Here is a 20,295-nt window from a genome sequence, read left to right on the forward strand (position 1 = left end):
CTCAGCTCCGCACCCTTGCGGGTTCGAATCCCTCCGCATGCCCACAAGAAAGCGCCCCGGGCTGATGAAAGCCCGGGGCGCTCAGTTACCTTGGCTGGGACGGAGGGATTCCGCGTCCGCCTTCCGGCGGCCGCGCCCCGCTGCGTCGCTCCGCTCCTTGCGTGCTGCGCTGGAAAACGCTTCGCGTTTCCTCAGCTCCGCACCCTTGCGGGTTCGAATCCCTCCGCATGCCCACAAGAAAGCGCCCCGGGCTGATGAAAGCCCGGGGCGCTCAGTTACCTTGGCTGGGACGGAGGGATTCGAACCCCCAACAGCCGGCACCAAAAACCGGAGTTCTACCGTTGAACTACGTCCCAATGTGTGGTGCTGCCCAAAAGCAGCTCGTCTAGTTTACCTAATCTGCGAGGGCATCGCAAACGCCATCGAGCAGGCGTACGGCGAGTGTCTGGGCATCGCTTGCGGTGAAGGTTCCGTTGTAGCGCGTCATGCCCGTGAGCTCAATGCGGATACGTGCAGGCTTTTGTTGCGCGGCGATATTGGCAGTGCGGATGCGCTGCGCCAGGTTGTGACATTCGGCAAGGGCAATCGTGGCGCGCGGCGCTGCATCTGCGGGCAGCTCATCGCTTGCGATCTCGAGTACCAGGTCCACGTCGGTCGGAACCTCGGAATCGCAAAGCATCATGCCGCTGTTGTCGGTCGTCGCCGTGGCGATGTTCCACATGCGCGATGCAACGCTGCGTGCGATGGGGTCCTCACCGATGACGGCAATCTGGAAGCGCTCGAGCACGTTGGCGGCGCGGGCAAAGCCGATGCGCGACTCGGCCTCGGTAACCGAGGGTTTGCCCTCCCACACGTGATGCAGACGGTTGATATAGGCGTAGGTATCCTGGAATGCCATGCCGTCGGCAAACAGGCCGACATTTTCTTGGAACTGCTGCAAGGCCGCCTCGGTGTGCGGGCCAAAGTAGCCGTCGTCCTCACCGCAGGCAAAACCCAAAACGTTGAGTGCCCTCTGCAGGGCCCGAACGTCGGCACCATGGAAATTGGGCATGCGCAGATAAAGCGTGCGGTCGCCCAGCTTATACGAGGCGTCTACCAGGGCGCTCCAACAGGGGATATCGACGGCGTAGCCAGCGGCAAGGCCGCTGTCGAGCCTAAAGGTGCCAACAGCCTGCTCGGTGGTGGTGCCAAAGCGCTTGTCGGCGACCTCGGCGTCATCGATTGTATAGCCGAGCTGCAGAAGGCGGGACTGGACGTCCTCGACGGCTGCTCCCTGCATGCCCGTTGTGATAGGTTCCATGAACGAACCCCTTTCGGCGTACCATTCGTACTATTTGAGCGTGTGTCGGATAGACAACGCAAAGGGTTGCATAAACATGCACTCAACAGTGTAGCAAGTTGTACCCAAATGCGCTGCTGACAGATTTTATAACCCCCGCTAGTTAAGGCGCTCCACAAAGAAATCTGCCATGGAGTCGAACAGCTCGCGTGCATGCGGGTCGAGCTCGACACCTTCGATAGCGGCCTTGGCCTTGGCAGTCAGGTTGAGTGCGTAAGTGTGGGCGAAATCGACAGAGCCGGTCTGCTGGAAGATCTCCACGGCGCGTGCGAGTTGCGCGGGGTCCTCGGTGCCCGAGGAAAGGATTGCCTCGACTTCGTCGTGATAACGCTCGTCTGACAGGGCATGCACGGCGACGAGCGTGCGCTTGCCCTCTGTGATATCGGTGCGGAAGTCCTTGTTGGCGGCCTCCTTGGTGCCAATAAGGTTGAGCAGATCATCTTGGATCTGAAAGGCAAGGCCCGTGTGCAGGCCAAAGGCACGCAGCGCCTCAATCTGGTCTTCGCTGCCGCCACCGATAATGGCTCCGGCGGCAAGTGGCGTGGCTCCGCTGTAGTACGCGGTCTTGTGCGTCGCCATGTCCAGATAATCGTCGACCGAGATGTCAAAGCGCCCATCGCGGACCCAGCCCAGGTCGAGCGCCTGACCCTCGATGGTGCGAACGATCATCTCGGTGAGCTCGTGGAGCACGCGGAGCTTCACGTCTGCCTCGAGCGTGGGGTCGTCGAGAACCGTCTTGGTAACCATGGTGAGCGCTAGGTCGCCGCAGTTGATGGCAAGTCCCGTACCCTCGGTAAGGTGCATACAGGGCTTGCCGCGGCGCAGCTGGCCGTTGTCGGCGATGTCGTCATGGATAAGTGCTCCCGACTGAAAGTGCTCGATGGCCGCCGCCGCGCTTCGGGCGCTCTCAAAGCTGCCGCCTACCGCGGTGGCGGCGAGCATGCAGATGAGCGGGCGGTGGCGCTTGCCGGCATTGGCCGTAAATGCCGAGAGCGGCGCGTACAGGTAGCGCTCGATATCGGCAGAGGTCGCCTGTCCGTCAAAGAATGTGGCCAGATAGTCGTTAATCTGGTCAAAATGCTGGGCTAAAAAGCTGGTAAACGGACTGGACACGGGTTCTCGCATTCTTTCTTAGGTTGCATCGTTGCGTTATGCAGACAACATATTGCCACATTAGGGCATCGAGCGCGGCGGTTGAAGACGATTGAGCCATGTTGTCGCAAATGCGGCAAGAGGCGCGGCTAGATAAGTCCAAAGTGCTCGAGCGCGGTGACGACGCCGTCGTGGTCGAAGCTGTCGGTGACGTAGTCGGCCTTTTCCTTGAGGAAGTCCGGCGCGTTGCCCATGGCGACGCCAACATCGACCGCCTCCATGAGGGCGATGTCGTTGCTTGCGTCGCCGATGCCGTACACAGTGCCGTGATCTGGCCCCAGGGCGTCAAGCACGGCCTTGATTCCGGCCCGTTTGGTGCACTCGCGAGGCGAGATTTCCGTGACCTCGAGTTCGAGCTCGTTGAGGCAGAGCAGAGGCCCAAGCTCTTCATCTTGGGCGATGCGGTTGGCGAGCGGTGTGGACATAAGAATTTTATAAGCGTTGTAGTGCTTGAGTTGCGTGACGGCGTCGCCCACGGTGCGCGCGTATCCGTACGTCTCGGGGGCATCTGCGCTCATGCGCACGACGCGATCGATGCCCTCAAAGCGAATGACCTCACCCGATTGTTCGAGATAGGGGGCGAGGCGCTGTAGCAGACCGGGGTTTATGGCCGCATTTCGCACGATGCGTCCCTCGAGTTCGGCGTAGCCGCCCGCGAGACATACGATGCCCGCCCACGGCAGCTCGAGCAGCTTGGGATGGATGCAGCTGAGGGTGCGCCCCGTGCAGATAAAGGCTTTGTTGCCGTTGGCGACAAACGTGCGAATTGCCTGTGCAACCGTTTCGTTGGGATAGGGGGAAAGGTCTCGCTCGCCCTCGGGGAGCTCTTGGGCAAGTTTGGGATCTTGCCAGGCAAGCGTACCGTCGATGTCGAAGAAGCAGATATTGCCATGCTTTTTGGCGTCATCGGCGGCATGAGAAAGCGGGGTGGCAAATGCAAAACCCGATTCGAGTCCCATAATCTGATCAAAGTGCTCTTTGACGCGGGGGACCGAGACGCCGATGATTACCTGGGCGGTCTTGCCGGTGACGATGAGGCCTTTGGCGCCCGCTGCGACAAAGGTTGCGTTGTCCGCGACGATAGAAGGGTCCGCAACTTCGACGCGCAGCCGCGTGGCGCAGTTGGTTGCGCCCACAATGTTGGAGACGCCGCCCAGAAGCGCCACAACCTGCTCGGCGAGCAGACGATCTTGTGATGCCTGGCAGTCGGAAGCGCCGGCTTCGGATAAGCGCTTTTCGTCAACGTCGTTTCCCGTCAAGCGCGAGAGCGCCGTGTTGCCGGCAATGTAGTCCTCGCGTCCCGGGGTTTTAAGGTCAAAGGTCAGGATAAGACCTCGAAAGCTCAGAAAGAAGATGACGCTAAAGACGAGTCCGATTCCGAGTGCCAAAAGGTAGGAGCCGGCATGCGTCCGCATGAGCGGGATAAAGTTGAAGGCAGCCATCTCCATAAGGCCACCCGAGAAGATGCCGACGACGCCAAAGAAGTTCATGGCCATGGCAAGGCAGGAGGATAGGACGGCGTAGAGCAAAAAGAGTCCGGGATAGGTGAACATAAAGAGAAACTCGAGCGGCTCGGTGACGCCGCAGACCATCGAGGCGACGATGGCGGGCAGAAGGATGGTCTTGAGGCTGGCACGGCGTTCGGGCTTGGCCGTGGTGTAGAACGCTACGGCGATGGCGGGAAGACCAAAGAGCTTAACCCAACCGGTGGCGGTGAAACCAGCCCAGGGCGCTAGCTCGTTGAGGGGGCGCGTGCTGTGCGAGAGGATGGGAAGCAAGTTGGTCCACGTGGCGTAGATGCCATCGGTAATAACCAGATTGTCGTAGTAGATTGGCATGTAGAGCAGGTGATGCAGCCCCACGGGCTCGAGTGCTCGCTCTAAAAACACGAAGGCGCCCACGCCGAAGGGACCGACGCCCGTAAGTGCATGGCGCAGTGTTTCGGTCATTGCGTATACGATGGGCACGATGGCGGCCGAGATAGCGGCAAGGGCGAATACGGCAAAAAAGCTAATGAGGTAGACCAACGAGGAGCCCGAGAAAGTACCGAGCCAATCGGGAACCTTGGCATCGTAGAAGCGGTCATGGATGGCGACGACGGTGGCCGATACCGCCAGCGGGCCGATAATGCCGGTGTCGAGCGTCTTGATGCCGTCGATGACGGTGATGCCGCTGGCGGAGGTCAAAGACGACGGGTACTTAAGTCCAAGGTTGTCGCCGCTCAGCTTAATGATCTCGCTCAAAAAGAAGCAATAGGCAAAATAGGCCACGAGTGCCTCGAAGCAGCAGCGCGCCGGTTGCTTTTGAGCAAGGCCGATGGGCAGCGCTACGGCAAAAAGCAGTGGGAGGCGTTTAAAGACCGTCCACGAGCCGCGCTGGATGATAGCCCAAAAAACATACCAAGGGGTTCCGTATACGGCGAGGTCGCCGACGATGTCCGCAGACGTTGCGAGGGCGGAGACGCCGACCATAAGGCCCGATATGGAAAACAGCATGGCGGGCGCGAACATTGCCCCGCCAAAGCGTTGGATTTTCTGCAGCATAATATGCCTTCCGGATGCAACATGCTGTGCGAGCAAGAACGTTTAAACAATGAACTCATTGTAGAGGACTGGCTGCCTGCCGCATTGACGGTTTTGATTCGGTCCGATTTGGGTGCCGGGGGAACCGTCGACGGTAAATAATCCGTGCTTTGCCGATAGACGGTTTAAACAACCCCAAGAAATGCTATCGTGCCTAGCCATACATATTCATTAGAGGTGAAGCCATGCCAAAAGCGATTTACGAAGGAATCTACCGCGAGATCCGTTCGCGCATCATTAACGGGACCTATGCGTTTCAGGAGATGCTGCCAACCGAAGCCGAGCTGACCGCAGAGTTCGACTGCACGCGCAATACCGTCCGCCGCGCCTTGAGCATGCTGGCCGACGAGATGTTTGTGCAGCCCATACACGGCAAGGGCGTGCGCGTTATTTGGCTCAAGGGCGAAACCGACATGCTGGGCGCGCTCGAGGAAGTCGAGTCGTTTGGCGAATTTGCAAAGCGCAACAATGCCGTTGCATCGACGGACGTTAAGTCCTTTGAACATCTGGTCTGCACCGAGCAGCTCTCTCGTCGCCTGGGCTTTAAGATGGGCGAGGAGCTGATTCGCGTAGTGCGTGTCCGAAGCCTCAACGGCAGCGCGCGCCAAGTGGACCATGGCTACTTTTTGGAGTCGATCGCCAAGGGTCTGACCCCCGAGATCGCGGCAGAATCTATCTACGACTATCTGGAGCACAAGCGCGGCATCAAAGTGATGGCAAGTCGCCGTACGGTGAGTGTCGAGCTCGCCAACGATGAAGACTGCAGCTATCTTGACCTCGGCAAATACAACTGCGTCGCCGTCATGGAGAGTCAGTCGTACACCTCGGACGGCATCTTGTTCGAGGTGACGCATGCTCGCACACACCCCGAGATCTTCCATTACCGCATCAATTCCAAGCGATAGGTAACAGACGCATAAGCTTGCGTTTCGATATGAAGCGCCCCATGCGGTCGATGGGATATCGGCCGCACGGGGCGCTTTAATTGTTTAGACAATATTTGTCAAGTACGAATGTATCAAGAACCGTTCACCGAAGTTTTTCTACCGCTCTAGTAATACTTGTTCAAACAACTGGCCAAATAGCGTATTGTACAAATCAGAAAAAGGGGCAAAGTCCTCGAGCCAATCTCCGAAGGCGGCGGCAAAGGGTGCCGCCACGGTGTGAAAGGGTGGATTGTAATGAAGAACGAAATGAGCAGAAGGCAGTTCCTGGGCTTCGCTGGCTCCGCGGCCACGGTCTTTGGCCTGGGTCTCGTGGGCTGCGGTGGCTCCGCCGGCTCCGGCTCCTCTGCTTCTGGTGACGCTGCCGAGGTCTACTTCCTCCAATTCAAGCCCGAGGTCGACAAGGAGTGGAAGGAGATCGCCAAGGCGTACAAGGAGGAGAAGGGCGTCGAGGTCAAGATCGTGACTGCCGCCTCCAACACCTACGAGGAGAAGCTCAAGTCCGAGATGTCCAAGAGCTCCGCTCCGACCTTGTTCCAGGTCAACGGCCCCACCGGTCTTAAGAACTGGAAGGACTACTGCGCCGACCTGTCCGATACCAAGGTCCGCGGTGAGCTCGTCGACGACTCCCTGGCTCTGCAGTCCGACGGCAAGGATCTAGGTATCGACTGGGTCCAGGAGAGCTACGGCATCATTTACAACAAGGAGCTCCTCGAGAAGGCTGGCTACAAGGCCGAGGACATCAACTCCTTCGACAAGCTGAAGGCTTGCGCCGATGACATTCAGGCCCGCAAGGACGAGCTTGGCGTTGACGGTGCCTTCACTTCCGCCGGCATGGATGACTCCTCCAGCTGGCGCTACACCACCCACCTCGCCAACCTCCCGCTCTACTACGAGTTCGAGAAGGAGCACAACCAGGAGGATGACGAGATTAAGGGCGAGTATCTCGACAACTTTAAGCAGATCTTCGACCTGTACATCACCGACTCCACCTGCGATCCTTCGCAGCTTGCCTCCAAGACCGGCGACGACGCCACCAACGAGTTCGCAACCGGCAAGGCCGTCTTCTATCAGAACGGCTCTTGGGCCTACGCCGACCTCATCAAGGCCGGTATGACCGACGATCAGATTGGCATGATGCCCATCTACATCGGTGTCGACGGCGAGGAGAACCAGGGCCTGTGCTCCGGCGGCGAGAACTACTGGTGCGTGAGCTCCCAGGCCTCCGAGGATGCCCAGAAGGCTACCGAGGACTTCATGTATTGGTGCGTCACTTCTGAGACTGCCACCAGCATCATCGCTGACAAGATGGGTCTGACTGCCCCGTTCAAGAGCGCCAAGGACACCACCAACGTCTTCTCGCAGCAGGCTGTTGCCATGGCTAAGGACGGCAAGAAGACCGTCGCTTGGGACTTCGTTTACATCCCCTCTGAGGAGTGGAAGAAGAACCTCAAGCAGGCTCTGATTGCCTATGCTGCCGATAACACCAAGTGGGACGGCGTCAAGAACGCCTTCGTCGATGGCTGGAAGACCGAGAAGGCTGCTTCCGAGTAAGCAGTTGCTGCCCAAGCTATCTGACTAGCGACAGGGGGCGGGCAGACGTCGGTTTGCCCGCCCCCTGCATATTGAAAGGACCCTTCTATGGGCAAAGCACTCAAGCGCTGGTGGCCGCTCTTTATGCTGCCCACGTGCCTGGCGTTTATGATCGGGTTCGTGATCCCCTTTATCCAGGGTTTCTATCTCTCGTTCTGCCAGTTTATTACCATTAACAACACGCACTTCGTCGGTATCGAGAACTACGTGCGTGCACTGTCCGATCCGCAGTTTGCCACGTCGTTCTTCTTTACGGTGGCGTTTGCCTTCCTGTCGACGGTGCTCATCAACGTGATCGCCCTCGCCATCGCGCAGGCGCTCACCCGCAAGGCACTCAAGGGCACCAACATCTTCCGTACGATTTTCTTTATGCCTAACCTGATCGGCGGCATCGTGCTGGGCTACATTTGGCAGATTCTGATCAACTGCCTGCTCTCCAACATCGGCGCCGACCTTATCGCCCTTAACTCTGCTGCTGGCTTCTGGGGCCTTATCATCCTGACCCTGTGGCAGCAGGTCGGCTACATGATGATCATCTACATCGCCGGTCTGCAGTCCATTCCGTCCGACTACATCGAGGCCGCCAAGGTCGACGGCGCTACGGCATGGCAGACGTTTTGGAAGGTTAAGATCCCCAACCTGATGCCGACGATCACCATCTGCCTGTTTCTGTCCATCACCAACGGCTTTAAGCTGTTCGACCAGAACCTCGCCCTTACCGGTGGCGCCCCGGCGCACTCCACCGAGATGCTCGCCCTGAACATCTACAACACGTTCTATTCGCGTGCCGGTATCGCATGGCAGGGCATCGGTCAGGCCAAGGCGGTTATCTTCTGCATCCTGGTCGTAGCAATCTCCATGATCCAGCTTAAGGCCACGAAGTCCAAGGAGGTGCAGCAGTAATGAAACGCGATAAGGTTATCAACCGTGCGCTCTCGATTTTCTTTACGATCCTGTCGCTCGCATGGATTTACCCCGTGTTCATGATTGCGCTCAATTCCTTTAAGAAAGGGACCGCAATCAGCACCACCACGGCATTCGATCTGCTCACGCCCGAGACGTTCAACGGCCTTGCAAACTACGTGCACGCCCTTAACGAGCAGGGCTTTGCCTCGGCGTTTATGTACTCGCTCATCATCACGGTCACGTCGGTCGTGCTGATCTTGGTGTGCTGCTCCATGTGCGCTTGGTATGTGGTGCGCGTCAACAGCAAGATCTCGAACTTCTTCTATTACCTGTTCGTGTTCTCGATGGTCGTACCGTTCCAGATGCTCATGTTCACGCTGTCCAATTTGGCGGACCGCATCGGCTTCAACACGCCGTTCAACATCTGCTTTATCTACCTTGGATTTGGCGCGGGCCTAGCGGTCTTTATGTTCGCCGGCTTTGTAAAGAACATCCCGCTCGAGATCGAAGAGGCGGCCATGATCGATGGCTGCAACCCGGTCCAGGTGTTCTTTAAGATTGTCCTTCCCATCATGAAGCCCACCTATCTTTCGGTCGGCATTCTCGAGACCATGTGGGTCTGGAACGACTATCTGCTGCCCTACCTCACCCTCGACTCCACCAAGTACAAGACCATTCCTATCTTGATCCAGTACTTCCGCGGCGGCTACGGTCACGTCGAGCTCGGCCCCATGATGGCCTGCATCATGATGGTCGTTGTCCCCATCGTCCTCATGTACATCCTCTGCCAGAAGTACATCATCGACGGTGTGGTGGCAGGTGCCGTCAAGGGCTGATGCCGTAACCGTTTTGCAAGTTTCTGCGGCGCCCCTCAGCGTGGCGCCGCGTATCGAAAGGTAGAGACATGGCCGAGATCGTTCTCAAGCATGTTCAGAAGGTGTATCCCAACAACGAGTCCAAAAAGAAGGGCTTCTTTGGCAAAAGGAAGAAGACCGAGGAGAAGAAGCACAACCTCAAGGTTACCGAGGATGGCGTGCTCGCTGTAGAGGACTTCAACCTCACTGTTCACGACCAGGAGTTTATCGTCCTCGTTGGTCCCTCTGGCTGCGGTAAGTCCACGACGATGCGCATGGTTGCCGGCCTGGAGGACATTACCTCGGGCGACGTGCTCATCGACGGCAAGCGCGTCAACGATGTGGCACCCAAGGACCGTGACATTGCCATGGTGTTCCAGAGCTACGCTCTGTACCCCAACATGACGGTGTACGAGAACATGGCGTTTACGCTTGAGCTCAAGAAGGTCCCCAAAGACGAGATTGACCGCAAGGTTCGCTCCGCTGCCGAGATTTTGGGTATCACCGAGTACCTCGACCGTAAGCCTAAGGCGCTTTCGGGCGGCCAGCGTCAGCGCGTCGCCATCGGCCGCGCCATCGTGCGTGACCCCAAGGTATTCCTGATGGACGAGCCGCTGTCCAATCTGGACGCCAAGCTTCGTAACCAGATGCGTGCCGAGCTCATTAAGCTTCGCCACGAGATCAAAGGCACATTCATCTATGTTACCCACGACCAGACCGAGGCTATGACCCTCGGCGACCGCATCGTGGTCATGAAGGACGGCGTTGTTCAGCAGATCGCCACGCCGCAGGAGGTCTTCAACCATCCCGCGAACATCTTTGTCGCCGGCTTCATCGGCGTGCCGCAGATGAACTTCTTCGATGCCCAGCTGGTGCGCTCGGGCGAGGGCTTTACCGTCAAGACCGACGACATGAATGTCGCGCTGGCCCCCGAGACCTGCGCTCAGCTTGCGCTTAACTGGGACGGCGGGGATATGAAGGAGATCACGGCCGGCGTGCGTCCCGAGCAGATTCTGCTTGCCGACAAGGGCGAGGAGGGTGCGCTTCAGGGCACCATCGAGGTCACCGAGCTCATGGGTTCGACCGAGCACGTTCATGTGACGTCTCCCGACGGCCAGTTTGTCCTGATCATCCCTGTCGTCGACCTCGAGGCCAGGGGTTCGCTCAAGGCCGGCGACCCCATCTGGTTCAAGTTCGAGAAGAATGCGACCCACCTTTTCGATAAGGTCTCTGGCAAGAACCTTATCTAGGCCCGATTCAATCAGGCCCTCCTTTTGGGCGACTGCGGCTTTGCCATCCTTTTGCCGCAGTCACATATAAGGCTCCCCTCTCGTCCGCTGAGCGAGAGGGGAGCCTTTCTTTGTGCTGGGGCTGTCTGGCCGGTCGTTTGTCTCGATCTGTAACAGGTAGGGCCGATTCCGGACGTTAGATGTTACAGATCGAGACGGTTCCACTGAGCTAACCATTTCATCTAAATCTGTAACACCAGAGGCGAATTTCAGCTGCTAGATGTTACAGATTGAGATATTGCTGCAGGACGATTCCGTTTGTCTCAATCTGTAACATCTGGAAGGTCAATCAGGGTCTAACTGTTACAGGTTGAGACAAACCCCCGTGGGAGGTCCGGTATGTCTTGATCTGTAACAGGAAGAGCCAATTTTGGATGCCAGATGTTACAGATCGAGACAGTTCATCGGGACAATTCTGCTTGTCTTGATCTGTAACAGATAGACCCAGTTTTGCCGTCTAGGTGTTACAGGCCGAGATTATTTGGTCGAGACAAATCACAGGCCGGCGTATCGGCACAAAAAACGGAGCCGTGTTGCCACGACTCCGCTTTCAAGAGGATGGGTAAAGGAAACGAAATTAGCTCAGGTGCCAGATCTCGTCGTTGTACTGGGAGATCGTGCGGTCGGACGAGAAGGTGCCGGCGTTGGCGATGTTGATTAGCGCCTTGCGCATCCAGGTGTCCCGGTCCTCGTAGTCTGTTAGCACGCGCTCCTTGGTCTGGATGTACTCCTCAATGTCGAGCAGGGCCATAAACCAGTCCTTGCCCTTAATGTCGTCGTGCAGACGCTGCAAACGCTCGGCATTGCCCGTTGCCATAAAGGCGGGGTTGGTGATAAAGTCCACCAGCAGCTTAATACCGGGCTTGCGGTAGAGCGCGCCGGCGTTATAGCTGCCGTCGGCGTAGAGCTGCTCGACCTGTTTGGACGAGGCGCCAAAGGTGTAGATGTTCTCGTCGCCCACGAGTTCGGCGATCTCGACATTGGCGCCGTCGAGCGTGCACAGGGTCAAAGCACCGTTGAGCATGAACTTCATGTTGGAGGTGCCGCTCGCCTCCTTGGAGGCCAGGCTGATCTGCTCGGAGATGTCGGCGGCGGGAATCACGCGCTCGGCAGCGGTGACGTTATAGTTCTCGATCATGACAACTTGCAGGTAGGGAGCCACGTCGGGATCGTTTGCGATCCACTGCGACAACGTCAGGATCAGATGGATGATGTCCTGCGCGATAGTGTAGGCAGGTGCTGCCTTGCCGCCAAAGATGATGGTGACGGGGTGCTTAGGTCTATTGCCGTTCTTGATGTCGAGGTACTTCCAGATGATGTAGAGCGCGAGCATCTGCTGGCGCTTGTACTCGTGGATACGCTTGACCTGAACATCGATGATCGCGTTGGAGGGAATGGTCACGCCCTGCTCGAGCGCCATGAACTGGCGCATGATGGCCTTGGCCTCGACCTTGGTGGCGGCCAGGCGCTCAAGAACGTCCTTGTCGTCGGCGAATTCGGCGAGCTTGCTCAGGTCGCCGGTGCTGCGCCAATCGGTACCGATTACATCGTCGAGCAGGCTGGCAAGTGCGGGGTTGGCTCCCTGGATCCAGCGGCGGAAGGTGATGCCGTTGGTCTTGTTGGAGAACTTTTCGGGATAGATCTCGTAGAACGGGCGAAGCTCGGTGTCCTCCAGGATCTTGGTGTGGAGGGCGGCGACGCCGTTGATGGAGAAGCCAAAGTGGATGTCCATGTGGGCCATGTGTACGGTGTCGTATTCGTCGATGATGGCGACGCGTGGGTCGCCATGCTCGGCCTTGGCAATCTCATCGAGCTTGACGATGATGTCGGCGATGGCAGGGGAGACCTTCTGCAGGCTGGTGAGCGGCCATTTCTCGAGCGCCTCGGCAAGGATCGTGTGGTTGGTGTAGGCGACCATGGATCGCACGATGGTAACGGCTTCGTCAAACTCGATGTCGTGCTCGGTGGTGAGTAGGCGGATGAGCTCGGGAATGACCATGGTGGGGTGCGTATCGTTGATCTGGACCACGGCGTAGTCGGCCAGATCGTGCAGGTTGCTGCCGCGTTCTACGGCCTCGTCGATCAGGAGCTGGGCGGCATTGCTCACCATGAAGTACTCCTGGTAGATGCGAAGCAGGCGGCCCTGCTCATCGGAATCATCCGGATAGAGGAACAGGGTGAGGTTCTTGGCGATCTTGGTCTTGTCGAAGTCGATGGAGCTGCCGGGGACCAGGCCCTCGTCGACACTTGCCAGGTCAAACAGGCGCAGGCGGTTCTTGGTGGGCTGGCCATAACCGGGCACATCGATGTTGACGAGCTTGGAGGTGACGGCAAAATCACCGAACTCGACGGTGTAGGAGCGGTTGTCATCGATCAGGATGTCCTGCTCGCCGAGCCACTCGTCAGGGACGGCCTTCTGCTGGTTGTCGGCAAAGCGCTGGCGGAACAGGCCGTAATGGTAGTTGAGGCCCACGCCGTCGCCGGTAAGGCCCAGCGTGGCAATGGAATCCAGGAAGCATGCGGCCAGGCGGCCCAGGCCGCCGTTGCCGAGCGAAGGCTCGACCTCAAACTCCTCGATCTTGTTGAGGTCGTGGCCGGCGGCGACGAGCTGGTCCTTAACCTCGTCATAGATGCCGAGGTCGATCATATTGTTGATGAGCAGCTTGCCGATCAAAAACTCGGCAGAGATGTAGTAGAGCTTTTTCTTGCCGTTGTTGAGCGGACAGGCGGCAGAGCGCTCCTGCACGAGCTTGACCAGCAGCTTATAAATACGACGGTCATCGAGCTGCTCGAGCGAGGTGCCAAAGGACTGCTCGGCGAGTTCTGCGAGGCTTATACGGGGCATGTTTCCTCCTGTGGTGAGTCGACTACATGTCAGAAATTCAAAAGAAGCCCGCGCGAGGGATTGGGATGGCCTCGCGCGGGAAAAGCGGTCGCGTCCACACGGTGGGGTGGGGTCGGGCGCGGTGGCTCCTATTGGGGAAGCTCGATTTCGGCTTCCGACGGGATGCGGAAGTAGGTCTCGGTCCAGTCGGTGAGCTTGCGCTCGAGTTCGCGGGTGATGGCGCCATCAAGCATGCGCCACGTCCAGTTACCGCCCAGGGTGGCGGGGGTGTTAATGCGCGCCTCGTTGCCCAGATTGAGCAGGTCCTGCATGGTGTAGATACAGGTGTCACTCACGCTGGCGGCGATGGTGCGGTTGAGCGCGTCGGCCATGGACTCGCCTGCCTGCTGGTGGGTATACAGGGCCGCCTGCTCGCGCTGACGCGGGGTGGCCGTTCCCTCATACCAGCCGCGTGCCGTTTCGTTGTCATGCGTTCCGACGTAGGCGACGGTGTTGGCAATGTAGTTGTGCGGCAGATAGTAGGAGTTGCTGCCCTCAAAGGCAAACTGCAGGATCTTCATGCCGGGGAAGCCCGTGGTGTCGCGCATGTCGATGACGCCGGGGGTAAGAAAGCCCAGGTCTTCGGCAATGATGGGAAGCGTGCCGAGCTTTTCCTTGAGCACCTTGAAGAGCTTGAGGCCGGGTCCCTGCGTCCATGAACCATATGACGAATCGGGAGAGGAGAACGGCACCTCCCAAAAGGCTTCAAAGCCGCGGAAGTGGTCCAGACGGATGATGTCGTACATGTCGAGGGCGGCTCGGACGCGGTCTTCCCACCAGGAGAAGCCGTCTGCTTCCATAGCATCCCAGTCATAGATGGGGTTGCCCCAGTACTGGCCGGTGGCCGAGAACTGATCAGGCGGCGTTCCCGCGACGCTGACGGGATTGCCGGCGGCGTCGATCTTAAAGAGCTCGGGCATGGCCCACATCTCGACGGAGTCGCGCGAGACATAGATGGGCAGGTCGCCGATGATCAGGATGTCGTGCTCGTTGGCATAGGCCTTGAGGCGGCTCCACTGGCGATCGAAGAAATACTGCGTCATCTGGTGGTAGAGCATGCGCTCGGGATGGGTGGCGCAGACCTTGCTGGATGCCTCGCCGCGGCGGCGGAGCTCCTCGGGCCACTCCCAAAAGGCTTTGAGTCCGCACTCCTCCTTCACGGTCATAAACTCGCAGTAGGGAAGGAGCCAGTCCTCGTTTGCCTGGATAAAGTCGTCGAAATCGGCCGGCTTGTCGGCAGCAAAGCGCTCAGCGGCTCGATCGAGAATCTGACGGCGGCCAACAAAGATGGCGCCGTAGTCGACGTTGCTGGGGTCGGAACCAAGGAAGACGCCGTCGATGTCACGCTGCTCCAGATAGCCGGCTTCGATAAGCTCGGCAAAGTCGATCAAGTTGGGGTTGCCTGCGCGGGCCGAGAACGACTGATAGGGCGAATCGCCATAGCTGGTCGTCGTAAGGGGCAGGATTTGCCAGTAATGTTGTTTGCACGAGGCGAGAAAATCGACGAAGTCGTAGGCATTCCAGCCAAAGCCGCCGATTCCGTATGGTCCGGGCAGAGATGAGACGGGCATGAGGACGCCGCTTGCACGCTCCATGAATGCGCTCACCAACCTTCTTGTTGTGGGGTCGGCCTGCCGATGGGTGTGCAGTCCGCCTCCGATGTTCTGATTCGATACACCTATTGTATACATGTTGTTTAAACATGTATACGCAAGATAAAAAAGTTGGTCGATTTTCGGCGAATGGTTACATGCCATGAAAAAGCCCCGGTCTCACATCGTGAGATCGGGGCAAGAACGGTATGTAGGTTTTTGCTACTCGGCGTCGGCGAAGCCGTTGGGGTTGTGGCTCTGCCAGTTCCAGCTGTCGCGGCACATGTCCGCGATGTCGTACTGTGCCTTCCAACCCATCATGCGCTCGGCCTTGGAAGCGTCGCACCAGTTGGCGGCGATATCGCCGGCGCGGCGCTCGCGAATCACGTAGGGCAGCTCCTTGCCGCAGGCCTTGGAGAAGGCGGCGACGACCTCGAGCACCGAGGTGCCGGTGCCGGTGCCCAGGTTGAAGATCTCAACGCCGGTCTTGCCGTTCATCCAGTTGAGGGCGGCCACATGGCCCGATGCCAGGTCGCACACATGGATGTAATCGCGCACGCCGGTGCCGTCGGGGGTGGGGTAGTCGTTGCCAAAGACCTGAACGGCCTCGAGCTTGCCCACGGCAACCTGCGCGACATAGGGCACCAGGTTGTTGGGGATGCCCTTGGGGTCCTCGCCGATCAGGCCCGACGGATGGGCGCCGATGGGATTGAAGTAGCGGAGCAGCACAACGTCCCACTCGGGATCGGCGGTGTGAACGTCCATAAGGATCTGCTCAATCATCCACTTGGTCCAGCCATAGGGGTTGGTCGCAGGCTTCTTGGGGTCTTCCTCGGTGACGGGCGGGTTATCCGGATCGCCGTAGACGGTCGAGGAGCTCGAGAAGATGATGGACTTGCAGCCATGGTTGCGCATAACGTCGACGAGCACCAGGGTGTTCTCGATGTTGTTGTGATAGTATTCGACGGGCTTGCTCACCGACTCGCCGACGGCCTTAAAGCCGGCGAAGTGGATGACGCGGTCGATCTGATGGGTATCGAAGATCTTGTTCATGGCATCGCGGTCGAGCACGTTGGCCTCGTAGAAGGTGAGGTTCTTGGCGGCCTTGTCGCCCACGATGGTCTTGACACGGTCGACGGCGACGGCGCTGGAGTTGGAGAGGTCGTCGACGATGACGACCTGGTAGCCACCCTCGAGCAGCTGAACGACGGTGTGCGAGCCGATAAAGCCGGCGCCACCGGTTACGAGGACGCAGGTGTCTTTGGGGTCGAGTGCTTTGGACATGTAGTCTCCTATCGAATCAGGAACACTTCCTGAGGGAGTATAGCGCAGGCAGGGGCACCCAAAACGTGCAGGGCAGGAAAAGCAGACGAACATGCTAACGTACTCATGGAAATGTTTGGCGTGGGCATAACCTTGACTTTGACGTTTGCATACGAGCCGCCGACCATGGGGTTTGCTGCCGTTCGTGGAAATCGTTGGGACGAGCGCGATGTACGCTAATATGTATGAGTTGAGCGACATATAAATAAACATGTAACGGAGTAGATATGTCACCAAACAGCGATTCCATCCTTTCCCAGGAGCTTTCGCGTCGCACTGCCCTCAAGGCCTTGTTCGGCGCCGCTTCTGCAGCCGTTCTTTTTGGTCTGCCCGCTCGCGCCCATGCTGCGGAGGCCACCAAGGAAACCACCGACAAGCTCAATGCGGCCCAGGCTCAGCTTGACGAGGTCCAGGCCCAGCTCGACAGCATCGCAAATGAATACGCGGCGCTGGCCAACAAGAACGCCCAGACCCTCAACGATATCGAGAGCGTACAGGGCCAGATTGACAGCACGCAGGCGCAGATTGACGAAAAGAAGGCCGAGCTCAAAAAGAAGCGCGGCGATCTTTCCGATCGCGTTTCCGCCAGCTATAAGTCGGGCGGCACCAACATCCTGTCGCTGCTGCTCGCCTCGGGCTCGTTTGAGGAGCTCGTCGCCAATGCGCACTATGTTGAGAAGATCAACAAGAGCGACCGCGACGCCATCGAGGATATCCAGACCATCCAGAAAGAGCTCGATACGCAGAAGTCCGAGCTCGAGTCGCAAAAAGCCGACTTGGAGAGGCTCAAGGACCAGCAGACTGCCCAGATGCAGGACATGCAGGCCAAGCAGCAAGAGGTCCAGACGGTTCTGAACGGCCTCTCCGACGATGTCAAGGAGCTCATGGCTCAGCGCGATTCCGAGATTCTCGCTGCCGCCCAGGCTGAGGAGGCTGCCAAGAAGGCTGCCGCCGCTGCGGCTGCCGCAAACAAGAACAATTCCTACTCGGGTGGTTCAAACTCGGGTGGCGGATCGTATGCGCCCGGAAATCCGCAACAGAATGCCGGCTCGGGCAAGCAGCAGGCTGTCGTCAACGCATGCTACTCCACGCCTTCGCCTGGCCTAAACTGGTGCGCCGCCTGGGTCACCAACGTCTTCCGCAACGCCGGCGTGGGCTACTTTGGCGGCAACGCGTGCGACATGTTTAACGCCTGGTGCTACAGCTCCGATCGTTCGGCGCTGCAGGTGGGCATGATCGTGGCCGACTCGTCGCACAGTGGCACCGGTATGCCGGGTCTGCTGTACGGACACGTGGGCATCTATGTTGGCGGCGGCATCGTTATGAGTAACGAGGGCGCTATCACGTCGAGGTCGCTTGACTCGTTCATTGGGTTCTACGGCACTGGCTCTGGCGTGCGCTGGGGCTGGCTTGGCGGTATTGCGCTGTCGTAGCTGCGGCTTGGTCCGGGACAGTCCGAGAGGCATAAGGTTGCCTGCTCGGGCAGTCCTGCGCAAGACGAAGGCCACATTAAGTGGCCTTCTTTGCGTGCGGAACTCGCGATCAACCTTATGCCCCGCCCACAGTCCCGGACCTTCCGGGCTCAAGGCGCGACACACCGGACTGGTTGTCTGAATTAAAGAAAGTGAAGGCCCCTTTTGGGGCCTTCTTTTTATAAAAATTCGCCTACTCGGTGGACTTCGGGTTCTAGGTCTACACCGAATTGGTCTTTGACGGTTGCTTGGATGTGGCGGATGAGTTCGTCGACGTCGGCGGCGGTGGCGTGGTCGGCGTTGACGATGAAGCCGCAGTGTTTTTCGCTCACCTGGGCGCCGCCGACAGCATGGCCGCGCAGCCCGGCGTCCATGATGAGCTTGCCGGCAAAGTGGCCCTCGGGGCGCTTGAAAGTGGAGCCGGCGCTCGGTATGTCGAGCGGCTGCTTGTCCTCGCGGCGTTGGCGGTAGTCGTCCATGTCGGCCTTGATCAGCGCGGCGTTGCCCGGGGCGAGATTGAAGGTGGCCGAAAGCACGATGAAGCCGTCGTCGGCGATGCGGCTCTTGCGATAGCCCAGATTGAGCTCGTCGACATCGAACTCGATGACGCTGCCGCTACCGCGGGTGCCGTCGTCGAGCATGCGGGCGGGCTTGTAGACGCGTACAGACTCCAGCACGTCGGCCATGCAGGCACCGTAGGCGCCGGCGTTCATGTAGCAGGCGCCGCCGACCGATCCGGGGATGCCCGAGATGGGCTCCATGCCGGTGAGACCGGCCTCGGCTGCCGCGGCCGCAACATCCGAAAGCAGCGCACCGGCTGCTGCCGTAACGTGCGTGCCGTCGACGGTAATGGCGGAGAGGCCCTCGCCTAGCGCTACGACGACGCCGCGTATGCCCTTGTCGCCGACGAGTAGGTCGGAGCCGTTGCCCACGATGGTGAGTGGCAGATCGCAGCGATAGCAGGTATCGAGCGTGGCGACGAGGCCCTGCTCGGTGTCGGGCGTGACAAAGACGTCGGCCGGGCCGCCAATCTTAAACGTGGTGTGCTCGCGCATGGGCTCGCTCATCAACACGTTGTCCTCGCCGGCAACGCCAGCGAGCGCGCACAACAGGTCCTCGTTAAAAAAGTCGTTCTCGTGCATCCGAATATCCGCCTTTTGGTGGTCGTTGTCATCAATCGATTGCAATATACCCCACCTGGACGTATTTGGTGCGCTGGCGGCGATAAAACAGCCGTCTACCGGATTGGTAAAGTGTTTATCATCGAGGTAGAGGGGCAGTCGCTATACTTTCAAGAGATTGCGCGTAAACCCGGAAGGAGCGAGATGGCCAACAAAGTCACCCTCAAGCAGATCGCCCAGGAGGTGGGGCTTTCCCCCTCGTCGGTCTCGCTTGTTCTCAACAATCGGCCTTGTCGCATCTCGGAAGAAAACCGCAAGCTCATCAAGGAGGTCGCGGCGCGCAACCACTATGTTCCCAACCAGATTGCGCGCAGCCTGGTCATGCGCGAGTCACGCACCCTGGGCCTTATCGTCCCCAACATCGAGAGCCGATTTTTTGCCTCACTTGCCGGTAGCTTGGAAAAGCGCTGCCGCGAGGACGGCTATGCGCTCTTTATTACCAGCTCGGGCGGAAGCGCCGACGATGACTTGGAACTGCTGCGCCAGCTGGTGACGCGCGGCGTCGATGGTGTCTTCCTGGTGGTAGGCGACGAGTTCTCGGACGACCGTGCCCTGCGCGAAGAGGTCAGCCATCTACCCATCCCTGCCGTGATGGTCGACCGCGCCATTGAGGGGCTCGAGTGCGACAAGGTGATGTTCGACCACGAGATGGGTGGCTATATGGCTACCCGCTATCTGATCGAGCAGGGCCACCGTCGCATTGCCTGCTTGGTTAATGCGCGTCGTTCCAATACGGGTCGCAAGCGACTTGCCGGCTATGAGCGCGCGCTGCGCGAGGTTGGCCTGCCTATCGACGCGCGTTTGGAGTTTGAGAGCGAGTACTACATTCCGAGCGCCTACGAGGCCTCGGAGGCGGTGCTCGCAACCGATGCCACTGCCGTATTCGCGAGCTCGGACAACATTGCCCTCGGTTTGCTCAAACGTTTGCACGAGATGGGGAAGAGCATCCCGGGCGATATTTCGGTGGTGAGCTATGACAACTCGGCGGCCGACGTTCTCTTTGAGCCGGCGCTGACCGCCATTGAGCAGGATCCTGGTGTCCTCGCGGAACATGCTTTTGGCTGCATGTCCAAGCGTCTTGCCGGTAGGGGCGGTAGGCGTGCCGAAGAGGTCGTCCTGGAGCCGGCGCTTATCGTTAAGGGCAGCGTGCTCGAGCTTACTAAACATAACTAAACACGTTTATC

At 58.8% G+C, this 20,295-nt stretch carries 14 protein-coding genes and 1 tRNA gene; 7 read left to right on the forward strand and 8 right to left on the reverse strand.

The features are described from left to right. Nucleotides 1-281: 281 nt before the first annotated feature. The 4 genes from ACTQV3_RS01375 to ACTQV3_RS01390 all read right to left on the reverse strand — a co-directional run bounded on the left by ACTQV3_RS01375 (nt 282) and on the right by ACTQV3_RS01390 (nt 5,034). Nucleotides 282-356: transfer RNA gene (locus ACTQV3_RS01375), tRNA-Gln, on the reverse strand. Between the two features lie 38 nt (nt 357-394). After that, nucleotides 395-1,300: a peptidoglycan-binding domain-containing protein gene (locus ACTQV3_RS01380; RefSeq protein ID WP_195838517.1), complete on the reverse strand. Its 906-nt coding sequence runs from the start codon at nt 1,298-1,300 to the stop codon at nt 395-397. 138 nt (nt 1,301-1,438) lie between these two features. Next, the gene (locus ACTQV3_RS01385) at nt 1,439-2,452 is read right to left on the reverse strand and encodes a polyprenyl synthetase family protein (protein WP_427728946.1); all 1,014 of its coding nucleotides are present in this window, start codon (nt 2,450-2,452) and stop codon (nt 1,439-1,441) included. A 128-nt stretch (nt 2,453-2,580) separates the two neighbouring features. Then, nucleotides 2,581-5,034: a PTS transporter subunit EIIC gene (locus ACTQV3_RS01390; protein WP_441535978.1), complete on the reverse strand. Its 2,454-nt coding sequence runs from the start codon at nt 5,032-5,034 to the stop codon at nt 2,581-2,583. A gap of 224 nt (nt 5,035-5,258) precedes the next feature. Here ACTQV3_RS01390 and ACTQV3_RS01395 point away from each other — a divergent pair, with 224 nt between their 5' ends. The 5 genes from ACTQV3_RS01395 to ACTQV3_RS01415 all read left to right on the forward strand — a co-directional run bounded on the left by ACTQV3_RS01395 (nt 5,259) and on the right by ACTQV3_RS01415 (nt 10,620). Next, nucleotides 5,259-5,978 carry a GntR family transcriptional regulator gene (locus ACTQV3_RS01395; RefSeq protein ID WP_441535979.1) on the forward strand — a complete coding sequence of 240 codons (720 nt, stop codon included), beginning with the start codon at nt 5,259-5,261 and terminating at the stop codon, nt 5,976-5,978. 276 nt (nt 5,979-6,254) lie between these two features. After that, nucleotides 6,255-7,571, forward strand: a complete 1,317-nt coding sequence (locus tag ACTQV3_RS01400) for an ABC transporter substrate-binding protein (RefSeq protein ID WP_441535980.1) — start codon at nt 6,255-6,257, stop codon at nt 7,569-7,571. 87 nt (nt 7,572-7,658) lie between these two features. Next, nucleotides 7,659-8,513, forward strand: a complete 855-nt coding sequence (locus ACTQV3_RS01405) for a carbohydrate ABC transporter permease (RefSeq protein WP_441535981.1) — start codon at nt 7,659-7,661, stop codon at nt 8,511-8,513. Then, nucleotides 8,513-9,352, forward strand: a complete 840-nt coding sequence (locus ACTQV3_RS01410) for a carbohydrate ABC transporter permease (RefSeq protein WP_441535982.1) — start codon at nt 8,513-8,515, stop codon at nt 9,350-9,352. Before ACTQV3_RS01405 ends, ACTQV3_RS01410 begins: the two co-directional genes overlap by 1 nt. A gap of 68 nt (nt 9,353-9,420) precedes the next feature. Beyond that, a complete protein-coding gene (locus ACTQV3_RS01415; protein WP_441535983.1) occupies nt 9,421-10,620 on the forward strand; it encodes an ABC transporter ATP-binding protein in 1,200 nt (399 codons plus the stop codon). 616 nt (nt 10,621-11,236) lie between these two features. Here the strand turns inward: ACTQV3_RS01415 and glgP are convergent. From glgP to galE, 3 genes are all read right to left on the reverse strand, one after another. Beyond that, a complete protein-coding gene (gene glgP, locus ACTQV3_RS01420) occupies nt 11,237-13,504 on the reverse strand; it encodes a glycogen/starch/alpha-glucan family phosphorylase (RefSeq protein ID WP_441535984.1) in 2,268 nt (755 codons plus the stop codon). Between the two features lie 128 nt (nt 13,505-13,632). After that, on the reverse strand, nt 13,633-15,150 hold the full coding sequence (gene malQ / locus ACTQV3_RS01425) for a 4-alpha-glucanotransferase (RefSeq protein ID WP_441548102.1): 1,518 nt from the start codon (nt 15,148-15,150) through the stop codon (nt 13,633-13,635). A gap of 207 nt (nt 15,151-15,357) precedes the next feature. Next, nucleotides 15,358-16,419, reverse strand: a complete 1,062-nt coding sequence (gene galE / locus ACTQV3_RS01430; RefSeq protein ID WP_427728932.1) for a UDP-glucose 4-epimerase GalE — start codon at nt 16,417-16,419, stop codon at nt 15,358-15,360. A gap of 266 nt (nt 16,420-16,685) precedes the next feature. On the opposite strand from galE, the gene ACTQV3_RS01435 reads away from it, so the two are divergent. After that, nucleotides 16,686-17,891 (forward strand): PcsB-like coiled-coil domain-containing protein, encoded by a 1,206-nt coding sequence (locus tag ACTQV3_RS01435; RefSeq protein WP_441535986.1) that lies wholly within the window; start codon nt 16,686-16,688, stop codon nt 17,889-17,891. Between the two features lie 218 nt (nt 17,892-18,109). Here ACTQV3_RS01435 and murB read toward each other — a convergent pair whose 3' ends face one another. Next, nucleotides 18,110-19,072, reverse strand: a complete 963-nt coding sequence (gene murB, locus ACTQV3_RS01440) for a UDP-N-acetylmuramate dehydrogenase (RefSeq protein ID WP_441536004.1) — start codon at nt 19,070-19,072, stop codon at nt 18,110-18,112. A 183-nt stretch (nt 19,073-19,255) separates the two neighbouring features. On the opposite strand from murB, the gene ACTQV3_RS01445 reads away from it, so the two are divergent. Further along, nucleotides 19,256-20,284 (forward strand): LacI family DNA-binding transcriptional regulator, encoded by a 1,029-nt coding sequence (locus ACTQV3_RS01445; protein ID WP_118388843.1) that lies wholly within the window; start codon nt 19,256-19,258, stop codon nt 20,282-20,284. Nucleotides 20,285-20,295 lie beyond the last annotated feature (11 nt).

The sequence above is a fragment of the Collinsella sp. LCP19S3_A7 genome, from assembly GCF_052121995.1.
Classification (GTDB): domain Bacteria; phylum Actinomycetota; class Coriobacteriia; order Coriobacteriales; family Coriobacteriaceae; genus Collinsella.

Excerpts from the sequence above, each read along its gene's own strand:
- ACTQV3_RS01380 (WP_195838517.1), bottom strand. The coding sequence starts at position 1,300 with ATGGAACCTATCACAACGGGCATGCAGGGAGCAGCCGTCGAGGACGTC.
- ACTQV3_RS01390 (WP_441535978.1), bottom strand. The coding sequence starts at position 5,034 with ATGCTGCAGAAAATCCAACGCTTTGGCGGGGCAATGTTCGCGCCCGCC.
- ACTQV3_RS01395 (WP_441535979.1), top strand. The coding sequence starts at position 5,259 with ATGCCAAAAGCGATTTACGAAGGAATCTACCGCGAGATCCGTTCGCGC.
- ACTQV3_RS01400 (WP_441535980.1), top strand. The coding sequence starts at position 6,255 with ATGAAGAACGAAATGAGCAGAAGGCAGTTCCTGGGCTTCGCTGGCTCC.
- ACTQV3_RS01405 (WP_441535981.1), top strand. The coding sequence starts at position 7,659 with ATGGGCAAAGCACTCAAGCGCTGGTGGCCGCTCTTTATGCTGCCCACG.
- ACTQV3_RS01410 (WP_441535982.1), top strand. The coding sequence starts at position 8,513 with ATGAAACGCGATAAGGTTATCAACCGTGCGCTCTCGATTTTCTTTACG.
- ACTQV3_RS01415 (WP_441535983.1), top strand. The coding sequence starts at position 9,421 with ATGGCCGAGATCGTTCTCAAGCATGTTCAGAAGGTGTATCCCAACAAC.
- glgP (WP_441535984.1), bottom strand. The coding sequence starts at position 13,504 with ATGCCCCGTATAAGCCTCGCAGAACTCGCCGAGCAGTCCTTTGGCACC.
- galE (WP_427728932.1), bottom strand. The coding sequence starts at position 16,419 with ATGTCCAAAGCACTCGACCCCAAAGACACCTGCGTCCTCGTAACCGGT.
- ACTQV3_RS01435 (WP_441535986.1), top strand. The coding sequence starts at position 16,686 with ATGTCACCAAACAGCGATTCCATCCTTTCCCAGGAGCTTTCGCGTCGC.
- murB (WP_441536004.1), bottom strand. The coding sequence starts at position 19,072 with ATGCACGAGAACGACTTTTTTAACGAGGACCTGTTGTGCGCGCTCGCT.
- ACTQV3_RS01445 (WP_118388843.1), top strand. The coding sequence starts at position 19,256 with ATGGCCAACAAAGTCACCCTCAAGCAGATCGCCCAGGAGGTGGGGCTT.